Origin of the sequence: Corallococcus praedator (assembly GCF_003612125.1) — a bacterium.
GTDB classification, from domain to species: domain Bacteria; phylum Myxococcota; class Myxococcia; order Myxococcales; family Myxococcaceae; genus Corallococcus; species Corallococcus praedator.
Genome location: NZ_RAWI01000066.1, coordinates 21,785 through 31,320, shown reverse-complemented (window position 1 = coordinate 31,320; position 9,536 = coordinate 21,785). Strand labels below are relative to the sequence as shown.

At 69.2% G+C, this 9,536-nt stretch carries 11 protein-coding genes; 3 read left to right on the top strand and 8 right to left on the bottom strand.

What is annotated here, in order from left to right:
• Together D7Y13_RS11685 and D7Y13_RS11680 are read right to left on the bottom strand one after the other, a co-directional pair.
• A partial coding sequence (locus D7Y13_RS11685) for a helix-turn-helix domain-containing protein (RefSeq protein ID WP_147452435.1) occupies positions 1-296 on the bottom strand: 296 nt, incomplete at its 3' end.
• 55 nt (positions 297-351) lie between these two features.
• The gene (locus tag D7Y13_RS11680; RefSeq protein ID WP_147444264.1) at positions 352-987 is read right to left on the bottom strand and encodes a hypothetical protein; all 636 of its coding nucleotides are present in this window, start codon (positions 985-987) and stop codon (positions 352-354) included.
• 295 nt (positions 988-1,282) lie between these two features.
• On the opposite strand from D7Y13_RS11680, the gene D7Y13_RS11675 reads away from it, so the two are divergent.
• Positions 1,283-2,440: a hypothetical protein gene (locus D7Y13_RS11675; RefSeq protein ID WP_233595444.1), complete on the top strand. Its 1,158-nt coding sequence runs from the start codon at positions 1,283-1,285 to the stop codon at positions 2,438-2,440.
• A 138-nt stretch (positions 2,441-2,578) separates the two neighbouring features.
• On the top strand, positions 2,579-4,006 hold the full coding sequence (locus tag D7Y13_RS11670) for an alpha/beta fold hydrolase (protein ID WP_120583138.1): 1,428 nt from the start codon (positions 2,579-2,581) through the stop codon (positions 4,004-4,006).
• A 98-nt stretch (positions 4,007-4,104) separates the two neighbouring features.
• Here the strand turns inward: D7Y13_RS11670 and D7Y13_RS11665 are convergent, their stop codons facing one another.
• Positions 4,105-5,385, bottom strand: coding sequence for a S8 family peptidase (locus tag D7Y13_RS11665; protein ID WP_120583137.1), 1,281 nt, complete (start codon positions 5,383-5,385; stop codon positions 4,105-4,107).
• Between the two features lie 515 nt (positions 5,386-5,900).
• On the opposite strand from D7Y13_RS11665, the gene D7Y13_RS11655 reads away from it, so the two are divergent.
• On the top strand, positions 5,901-6,380 hold the full coding sequence (locus D7Y13_RS11655) for a SpoIIAA family protein (protein ID WP_120583135.1): 480 nt from the start codon (positions 5,901-5,903) through the stop codon (positions 6,378-6,380).
• Between the two features lie 46 nt (positions 6,381-6,426).
• Here the strand turns inward: D7Y13_RS11655 and D7Y13_RS11650 are convergent, their stop codons facing one another.
• The 5 genes from D7Y13_RS11650 to D7Y13_RS11630 all read right to left on the bottom strand — a co-directional run bounded on the left by D7Y13_RS11650 (position 6,427) and on the right by D7Y13_RS11630 (position 9,125).
• Positions 6,427-6,690, bottom strand: a complete 264-nt coding sequence (locus D7Y13_RS11650) for a hypothetical protein (protein WP_120583134.1) — start codon at positions 6,688-6,690, stop codon at positions 6,427-6,429.
• A gap of 107 nt (positions 6,691-6,797) precedes the next feature.
• A complete protein-coding gene (locus D7Y13_RS11645) occupies positions 6,798-7,037 on the bottom strand; it encodes a hypothetical protein (protein ID WP_233595443.1) in 240 nt (79 codons plus the stop codon).
• Positions 7,038-7,167: 130 nt separating this feature from the next.
• Positions 7,168-8,046, bottom strand: a complete 879-nt coding sequence (locus tag D7Y13_RS11640; protein WP_120583132.1) for a DMT family transporter — start codon at positions 8,044-8,046, stop codon at positions 7,168-7,170.
• Positions 8,047-8,111: 65 nt separating this feature from the next.
• On the bottom strand, positions 8,112-8,492 hold the full coding sequence (locus D7Y13_RS11635) for a hypothetical protein (RefSeq protein WP_120531622.1): 381 nt from the start codon (positions 8,490-8,492) through the stop codon (positions 8,112-8,114).
• A gap of 96 nt (positions 8,493-8,588) precedes the next feature.
• Entirely contained in the window at positions 8,589-9,125 is a 537-nt protein-coding gene (locus D7Y13_RS11630) for a DUF4833 domain-containing protein (protein ID WP_120583131.1), read from the bottom strand.
• Positions 9,126-9,536: the final 411 nt, after the last annotated feature.

Below are 9,536 nucleotides of genomic sequence, written 5' to 3'. Positions count from 1 at the left end.
CGCAGGCGCTCGGCCGTCAGGCGTGGCGCTTTCCTCGGCCGACCCTGCCGCGGGGCATCTCGCAGCGCTTCGGGGGTACGCTGCGCCAGATAGCGCTCCAGCCAGAAGTAGACGGCTGGCCGACTCAGGGCTGCCAGATGCGCAGCCTCGCCCGGGCCTTTGCCCTCTGCGAGGAGTCTCACGGCCAGTAGCCGACGGAAGTGGCGAGCGTCGCGCACGCTTCGCAGCGCATGCTCCAGCTTCCGCCTGTCCTCTGCTGTCAGCCCCAGTTCGGCGGGGCTCCTTGCCGGTCGCATGGTCCAGAAAATGCGCATGCGACCGGCATTTGTCTCGGAACTTCCGGCGACCTACTTAGAAATGGAGCTGCATGCGCAGGCCGGGCTGGATCCAGGCGTGCACGCTCCGGCTGTGGCTGGAGAAGTCACGGGAACCGGACCGTCTGTACTGGCCCAACGACGCGGAGAGGTAGGGACCCACCGCCATCGTGCGATTGAGCCGCAAGTCCACGCCAACATGCGCGTGCCCCAGGTCGAAGCCCCCATACGGCATGGAGCCGAACACCGACTCTTCCTCATCGAGCTCCACCGTGGCGTCTTCGAAACCCAAACCCACGCCGACCCAGGGCGACACGAACGCTCCCGGCCGGAAGTGGTAGTCCAGGTCGATGCCGTACCGCCTCACATTGGAGCCGCACAGGGCCTCGATGCACGAAGCGGGCGCTCTTCCAAAGCCAAGCTGGAAGTAGACGCCCAGCGAAAGCTGCGAGTTGAAGAAGTACGCGAACTCCACCTGCGCTGCCGCCGTCTCACCGATGACGTCCATCATCTTCGCGCTCCCGACCGCCTTCCCCGACGGGATGCCATAGGCCGCGCGAAAGCCCAGCGCGAACCCCGCGCCCTTGGGCTCGAGTGGCAGCGCCTCCACCGGCGCGGCCCACAGCAGGAAGAGAGACACCATCAACGAAGAGAGGAAAGGACGGGCAGTCATGTCGTTCACGCGAATCGTCAGCCGGTGGGGGGGCTGCGACGGCGCCGCGCATTGCAAGGCCGCAGCCAGACTGCCCCAACCGCGTCCCAGGGGAGGACCCTTCCTGGGCATCGCCGAAATGCCCTGTCATTCACGACATGAATGTCAGGCCATGTCCATCAACTGAGGCGGGAAGCGAGGCAGGCCTCACCCCGAGCCGCCGGTCACCCCGCCGGAACGACCGTTCCGCCTCAGGTCGTGACCGCCAGCCACACGGTTGGCCCGGGCACCCAGGGACGTGGTGACGTCTCCGCGCATGTCCGAAGCCTCCTCTTCCTTTCGCGGCCCGCGGGCGCTGCTCCCGCTCCTGGTGCTGTCCTTCTGGCTTCCGGTCGTGGCCCGCGCGGAGGGCACGCCGACCGACGGAGGCACCACCGCGCCCCTTGCCTCGCCGGAGCCCACGACCGCCGCCCTTTCCAGGGACGCGTTGGCAGCGCTGGAGCAGCGAATCCTCGGCCAGGGCTGCGAGCCGAAGCTGCTCGGCGACGCGGCCCGCAGCTTCATCGAGGCGCAGCTCCTCTGCGATGCGCACCTGTCGTTCATCCTCATCCAGGCCACGCTGGACGGGCACCCGGTTCCGGACACGCAGCGCCGGCTGAAGGCCCTTCTCGCGGACGCGCTCGGACGGGCCCGTCGCCCCTTCAACGCACAGAAGGGGACGCACGTCGCGGGACACATGCTCCCGCCCAGCGTCCTCTACCGGGGCTACGTGCTGCTGATGCTCGCGGGCATGGAGCGCGCCGGGCTCGCGGACGCGGAGTCCACCGCCCTCTTCGACGCTCTGGCCGCACAGCTCGTGGAGGCGCTCTCGCGACAGCTCCTCCTGCCCAGCTTCGGGCGCACCATCTGGCCTTGCGACAGCGCTCCGGCCGCGGCGGGGCTGCTGCTGCACGGGCGGCTCCGGAGCAACGTGGACTCGCGGGCCGCGGGTGAGCGACTCGTCGCGCGCCTCGTCGAATTGGCGGACCTGCCCACCGGCTTCCCCGCGAAGGTGGACGCGAAGGGGCGCCTCGTGGAGCCCACGCAACGCGGCACCACGCTGGCGTGGACGGGCGCCTTCCTGGCCATGGCCGCGCACCCGGCGGCACGGCGCTTCACGGCCACGCTGGTGGACGGCTACTGCGACCATCCCGCCGGCAGCGCACTGCCCCTCGCCGCCTGCCGCGAGTGGCCGCGCGGGGTGAAGGGCCCGGAGGACTCCGCCAGCGGCCCGCTCGTCTTCGGCGGCTATTCGCTGGGCGCGAGCGCGCTGGCCATCGCCGCCACCCGGCTGTCCGGCGAGCACGGGCAATGGCACCTCCACCTGCTCAATGCCGCAAGGGAGATGGGCATCGGCACCACCCTGGAGCACCCCTGGAAGCGCCCCCTGGAAGCCTCGCTCCATGGGTGGAGCACCACCGTGCGCCCGTGGTAGCGCGCAGTGGATGATGACGCAGTCGCCTTGCCTCAACCGGCTGGGATTGACCTGGTGACGAGGGGTGGGCTCGATGCACGTTGAATTGCGCTCGTGGGGCCTCTCTGGGAAGTTCCCGGGCCTTCTCGGAGCGTGAACATGAAATGTCCCACTTTCGCAGCCGTGGTCGCCATCTGGGGTGCACTCGTTCTGGGCAGCCTCGCGCACGCGGCCGAGCAAGGCACGGCGACCCAGGCCGATGGGTTCGTCGGTTGCCAGGACGCGAAGAAGGATCCCGCTCTCGCTGGTTCCCTCTGCGCTCGCTTCAGCGCGCCGTTGGACTACGCGGACCCGAGCCGTGAGCAGATCGAGCTTTTCGTCCGCAAGTTCCCGGCTCAGGGGCGGTCGGCCGGGCAGGTCTGGCTCGTGGCGGGTGGGCCCGGCGAGTCAGGGGCTTCGTTCTACCCTCTGCTGAAGACCCTGCGGGCCTCCTTCCCAGGATTTGACCTGATGGTCCCCGATCATCGCGGGACGGGTTTCTCGAGCCGGCTCTGCCAGAAGGAGGAGGCCGCCGACAGTGAGGGGGGCGCCGCGCTCGAAGGCGCCGAGTGGGCGACCTGCTTCGAGGCGCTGGAGTCCGATTCCAAGCGCACTCGCGCCTTCACCATCACCCACTCCGCCCGCGATTTGCGCGCGCTGATGGAGCGATACTCCGCCGGCCGGAAGACGTGGCTCTATGGGGTCTCCTACGGCACGCAGCTGGTGTTGCGCATGATGACGGTCGCCCCGCCGCAGCGCCTGGATGGGATCGTGCTCGACTCCCTCGTTCCTCCGGAGACGACCGAGCAATGGGACCTCAGTCATCGCTCGGCCGTCGTCGACGAGGTGGGCCGCGCGGTGCTCGCGCAGTGCGACGCGGACCCGGCCTGCCGTGCCCGTCTCGGGGACTCGGCGGTCGCCGCCATGCAGGGGCTCGTCGACGATCCCAAGCTGTCCGCTGCCGTCCCCGGGGGGCGTGCGAAACTCTTCTTTGGAGCCCTGCTGGACAGCCCGAAGCTGCGGGCGCGGATTCCGCTCGTCCTCTCGGGCCTCAGAGGCGGAGACCTGGAGCCGCTGCGGCAAATCGAGCAGGACCTGGAGGCACTGGGCGCCTGGTTCGGCCGTTTCCCGCAGTCATCGGTTTCCATCCCGCTGGTCGCCGTGATCAGCGCCTCCGAGAACAACGCCCGGCCCGGCCTCACGCAGGCCCAGGTGGAGGCCGAAGCCGCCCGGTTCCTGTTCGTCAGCAGCCTGCCGGGTCAGCTCGTCGGTCGAACGTCCCTGGTCTATCCGCGCGACGAGTGGTTCGGCCGGTCTCCCACCGCGCTTCCGCCGGTGCTGGTCCTCCAGGGAGACATGGACCCCAAGACGCCCCTCGCTGGCGCCCAGGCCCATCTGCGCCTCCTGCCGGAAGCCGCCGGCGTCAACCTGTTCACCGTCAAGGGTGGGCCGCACTTCCTGCTCTTCACGGCGCCAGATTGCTTCAAAGCCGCGGTGAGCACCTTCGTCCAGAAGCGGCGTGCTCCTCGTGTGGCTTGTTCGCTTTGACCCCGGACGTCAGTCTCCGCCCCCGCGTCGATGGCTCCGAAGATGCTGTCGGCCGGTGGACAGGCTGCGCAGCCCCCATTGTTTCGGTTCGCACGTGCCTACTCCCCGCCGTTCCGGACGGTGGGGGCCCGCGAGGGTGTGATGAAGCTCGAATAGACCATCCGGTTCGGTGAGCAATGCCCGGGGTTGGCCACCTTGTCCGGCGTGGCGTTGCCCGTCATGGCGGTGCTGACCTCCTGCGGCGCGGAGGCGGGATGGGCCTCCAGGAAGAGCGCGACGACGCCGGTGACATGCGGGGTGGCCATGGACGTGCCGCTCTGCGATCGGGCCGCCGTGTCATCGCTGGCCCAGGCCGAGCGGATGCCCTCGCCGGGCGCGAAGACGTCCACGCAGTCGCCGTAGTTGGAGAAGGACGCCCGCCGGTCCACGCTGGTGGTGGCACCCACGGTAATGGCCTCGGCGGTGCGCGCGGGAGAGCGCTTGCACGCGTCCTGGTTCTCGTTGCCCGCCGCCAGCACATACGTCACGCCCGACGCGATGGAGCGGCGCACGGCATCGTCGAGCGCCGCGTCCTCCCCGCCGCCCAGGCTCATGTTGGCCACCGCCGGGGACTGGTGGTGCTCGGTCACCCAATCCACGCCCGCCACCACGCCCGCCGTCGTCCCGGAGCCCTCGCAGTTCAGCACGCGCACGGCGTGCAGCGACGCGCTCTTGGCAATGCCATACACGTTGCCGCCCACCGTGGCGGACACGTGGGTGCCATGGCCGTTGCAGTCCACGCCGTCGCGACCGTCGTCGACGGCATCGAAGGCGATGTCCGCCCGCCCGGCGAACTCCTGGTGCGTGGGGCGCAGGCCCGTGTCGATGACGTACACGTGCACGCCCCGGCCCTGCGTCTGGTACAGGTAGAGCTGATTGAGCGGCAGGTCGCGCTGGTCGATGCGGTCAATCCCCCACGTCGCATCGGACTGGCTCTCGTCGAGCGTCACCACGCCATTCTGTTGCACGTACTCCACCTCGGGCGCGGCGGACATGGCACGGGCCTGCAGCTCGCTCATGCGCGCGGCGAAGCCCCGCAGCGCGTGCGCGTACACGTGGAAGACCTTGCCGCCGAAGCGCTCGGTGAGGCTCCGCGCGCCCACCACCGGCGCCAGCGCGGCGTCTGCTTCCCGGGGCTCCTTGAGCACGACGACGTACTCACCGGGGACCGGCTTCGCGACCGTGAGGAACTTCTCGCGCACCGGTGTCTGCACGGACGCGGTGCCACGGCAGGGTGTGTCACCGGGTGGCGGTATGGGATTGCCCGCGCTCCGGCACGCCGACAGCAGGAACAGCACGCAGGCGGACGCGACCGTCCGCGACAGGAGCTTCAGCGACATGGGTTCCCCCGGGGGTGGCACTTCCAGCTTCGGCAGGAAGCCGGGAAAGCAACGCTGACGCGGCGTTCCCAGTGAAGTAACGCCTTCTGACTCAAAGCGGTTGCTGCCCCGCGGAGCCGCGAAACGTCCGAAACCCCTACCCGTGAAACATGATGTGTTGCTTGGGCTTCAGGTCTCGCGCGTGTCAGACGGGTTCCCAACAACCCGGGCCCGAGGCGCCGTCGGGCCGCCGCCCCCTGGCCGGGGACGACACGATGCGTCGGAGCTGATGGCGTGTGAGCAACGATGGAGCCGGTCCCGGGACCCGGCTCCGCTGCGCCAGACGCTGGCCCCTCGGCGCGTTTTCCCTCCAGGTGACGCGCGAGGGCGTCCCGGATGAGCCCGGCCATCCGCGGCCCGTGCGTCTCGAGCGCGAAGTGGCGCCTTCACCCGGGAAGTGGTGCGCCCTCCACTCACGCGGGGGCGCACTGGCGGTGTGTGGTGGCACTCGCGGCTTCCAGGTGAGCATTCCGCGCATGACCGCACCTCCTGGGCCGGGTAACTCCGTGGCGGCGCTCCGCGCGCCGGATGTGCAGGGCGCCTTCAAGGGCCGCACGATGGGCACGGCCGTGGTGGGCACCGTGCTGGTGGTGGCGCACAACTCCCTGCCTCCCGCCCAGGACGAGTGGGAGCACTACTGCGCGCTCATCGACGCCTTCCAGCACACCGGCACCGCGCAGCTCGTGCTGGCGGAAGGGCCCGGCCCCAGTGCCTCCCAGCGCCAGCAGGCGCTCAACAAGGTGCCCAAGGGCTTCGCCATTCCGCCCACGGCCGTATTCACCCGCTCGGCCCTGGTGCGCGGCGTCGTCACCCTCTTCAACTGGTTCACCCCGCGCGCCATGCGCGCCTTTCCGCCCGGGGACGTCGCCGCCGCGGCCGTGCACCTGAAGATGACGGAGGCGCAGCTCCAGCACGTCCTGGGCGTTGCCTCTGCGCTGCTGCCGCCGGAGCCGTAGCCTCCCGCCGGCACAGCGCCGACAAGAGGCGGTCGCGGCACGGACGTCAGTCGTTGACCCAGCAGAACCACTTGTTGAAGGGGACATCCTGGCAGTAGCACTCCCCCTGAGCGCCATTGGCCCACTGACAGCCTGTCGACGAGTCATAGACACAGTTGCGGGTCTGGAGCGTCTCACAGGTGTCGGTCAGCGCCGCGGAGTCCTGACCGAGCGACTCTCCGCTCTCGGCGCCCTCCGTCACTTCCGTGCCACCACAGCCCATTCCGAAGACAGAGACGACAGCGGCCAACGCGAGCTCACGAAGAAACATGATGACACTCTCTTTCGCTGATGAATTGCGGATGCAGCAGCACCGTCGCTGGCGACACGCCGCCTCTGACAGGGCATTCCCAGCCAGAGGCGGTTGCCGCAGGAACTTCAGTTGCTCAAGCAGACCCACTTGTTGAAGGGGATCTCCTGGCAGAAGCACTCGCCAAAGGTGCCATTGGCAAACTGGCAGCCCGTCTCCGCCCCCGGGCTACAGCGGCGGGTCTGGAGCGTCTCACAGCTGTTGATGAGCTCGGCGGAGTCCTGACCGAGCGACTCTCCGCTCTCGGCACCCTCCGTCACTTCCGCGCCACCACAGCCCATCCCAAAGACAGAGACGACGGCAAACATCGCAAGTCCACGAAGAAACATATGACACTCCTTTTCGCTGGTGAGGTGCTGATGCAACAGCGTACGAGAGTGTCGGTCAAGGTTTACCTGGAACCCGCGATGTCACTGAAAATCTCCGCACGGAGCGGTTTCAGCGTTTGAGGTTGCGCGACGGATTGGGGTGCTTCGCACGCAGGCTCAGCAGTACGCCCGCGAGCAGCGCGGTGCCACCCAGGAGCAGCCGCTGGGTGAGGGGCTCTTCGAGCAGCAGCACCGCGCCCACCGCTGCGATGACCGGGACGCACAACTGCACCACCGCCGCGCGCGCGCTGCTCAGGTGGGGCAGCGCTGCGTACCAGAGGCTGTAGCCCACGCCCGAGGCGAGCGCGCCTGACGTGACCGCGAGCAGCAGCCCCTTCGACGACGGGTGTGGGGCCGCGTCCAGAGCGCGGGCGAGCATCACGAGTGCCAGGGCCAGCGGCACGCTGCGCATGAAGTTGCCGGCCGTTGCCGCCAGAGGGTCCGTGGTCCCACGCCCCCGCAGGCTGTAGATGCCCCACGCCACGCCCGCCGCGCCCATGAGCCCCGCGCCGAGCGCATCCGGCGCGCTCGCTCCAGGAAGCGTGAGGCCCGCGAGCCCTGCGAGTGCCACCGCGAGCCCTGCCCACTCGAGCGCGCGCGGCCGCTCACCGCGCGCGAGCCCTGCCGCGAGCATGGTGAGCTGCACGCAGCCGAAGAGCAGCAGGGCGCCCACGCCTGCCCCGATGCGCACGTACGCGAAGCTGAAGCCGGCCGCATACGCGAAGAGCGCGAGCGCCGAGGCCCAGCTCCCGTGCCCCGTCGCCCCGCGGCCACCCCGTCGCAGCCGCAGCAGCAGCGCGAGCACCAGCGCTCCCGAAGCAAGCCGCACCAGCGTGAACGAACCCGCGTCGATGCTGCGCGCCGCGCCACCCGAGAGGGCCGCACGGCACAGCAGCGAGTTCGCTGCGAAGCCCAGGAGGGCAAGCAGGGTGAGGAGGGGAGTGCTCACGCAGCAGGGACTTGGCGGGCCGCGTGACGCGCGTCAGGCATGGCGCACACACGGCCCCGGGCAGTTCACAAAGCGCTGCAGGCCCAGACGCCGAGCGGCGTGCAGAAGCAATTGGGATTGGGGTGGCCCGTCAGACAGCAACTCCGCGACCCGCCAACGGGCGAACACGGGGTCCCCGCGAGCTTGCTGCAGCGATTGTTCAGCCCACAGATGGGGGTGGATGGGAGACAGATGTTGTAGAAGCCATCGCACTCGACGGAGTCCGCCTGCACCGAACAGGTGTTCCCCTCACAAGACACCGTCGAGCCATTCGGACAGGTCTGTGAGCACGTGACGAGGGCGCTCGACGCCTGCCCCAGCTCCGGCGCCTCGACAGGCTCCAATCCACCACAGGCCACCAGCACCGGGACGACGAGCACCGTCAGCACACCCAGGAAGCTCTTCATGGCGTGTCTCTCCTTGAGGGGTTGAGCGGCATCGAATCACGACATGCCCTCATTCCGCCACGGAGTCGCGCCTGCGGGAGTGCGGGGAATTCCACCTCACTCGCGAATCAGCTCATGGACTGGCTGCCCATCCGGTCCAACACCCTCCAGCCGCACGAAGTCGACCGAGAAGGGCCAGGACGTCTTCACGAAGACGTGCTCCAGTCGACAGACGCTGTTGTCCAGCTTCGTCCACGCCTGGACCCGGCATTCTCCGTCGACCCGCGCGGTGGTGATGTCGATGGGGCGCGAGGGAAAGGCCCGCAGGCGCACCCGCACTCGCCAGCCCTCCGCGGTGGCGTCCACCGGCTGCGGGTCCTCCAGCCCATACACGGGTTGCTCGACCCCCAGCAGCTCCTCCACCTCCGAGGCCCCGCGCTCCAACATCCGCCAGTACACCTGCACGGGACGCGTCCCCACGGGGCGACAGGCCTCATCCAGGCGCAGGGCGTAGTGGACCTGGTTCCGGTTCTCGCTCCGGGTCAGGAAGAAGGCGGACTGCGAGGGTGGGGGCGTCCCGGCCGCGGAGGCCAGGGGCGCGACGGTCGTCAGCGCGACGGCAGCGAGGTGGCGAAGCCCGGATTCAGGAAACATGGGGGTCCCCCTTACATGGCGGAGTGACGGCGGTCACCCGTGGGGTCGTATCGGGATGACGAACACCCCTGGCCCCTGGAACTGTCACGCGCCCTATACACTTTTCACCGAACACGACGCACGCTACTCCGAGTACCTCCTCGTCCGCCTGTCGAAGCACCCCGGGCGGTGGTACTTGCGGGAGCAAGGTGAGTCCGCACGCTGCGGGGTTGCCCCGGGCGGGCCGCTGCTTCAGGGCACGCCATTCTCCACAAGCGTGGCGAAGACACCCATGCCCGGGAAGGCCACGCCCAGCACGAGGTGGAGCACTGCCATCCCGAGGGCCCGGCCACGCGCCGGAATGGGCGGGATTCACGACTGTCATCCGCTTGCGCACCAGGGCTCGCACACCAGACCGGTGACGATGAGCAC